Origin of the sequence: Burkholderia sp. SIMBA_051, from assembly GCF_046534915.1 — a bacterium.
Lineage (GTDB): Bacteria > Pseudomonadota > Gammaproteobacteria > Burkholderiales > Burkholderiaceae > Burkholderia > Burkholderia ambifaria.
This window is the reverse complement of record NZ_JAWRXS010000234.1, coordinates 1-275: the sequence shown is the minus strand read 5'-3', so window position 1 is coordinate 275 and position 275 is coordinate 1. Positions and strand designations below refer to the sequence as shown.

Annotated in this window: 1 protein-coding gene; it reads right to left on the bottom strand. The window is 67.3% G+C overall.

The genetic code is table 11. From position 1 onward, the window contains the following. The coding region (locus SB771_RS34330; RefSeq protein WP_410721953.1) for an aldehyde dehydrogenase family protein at positions 1-275 on the bottom strand (275 nt) is incomplete at both ends.

The following is a 275-nucleotide window of genomic DNA, read 5'->3' as shown; positions in this document are numbered from 1 at the left end:
CGCGCGTGACGTCGGCGAGCACGGTCGGCTCGACGTAGCGGCCCTCCGTGACCTTGCCGCCGGCGACGAGTTTCGCGCCTTTCGAGGTGGCGTCGTCGATATGCTGCGCGACCTTGGCCACGGCGTCGTCGTCGATCAACGGGCCCTGGCTCACGCCCGCCTCGAAACCGTTGCCCACCTTGATCTTGCGCGAAGCGTCCGCGAGCTTGTCGACGAACGCGTCGTAGACCTTGTCGTGCACGTAGAAGCGGTTGGTGCAGACGCAGGTCTGGCCC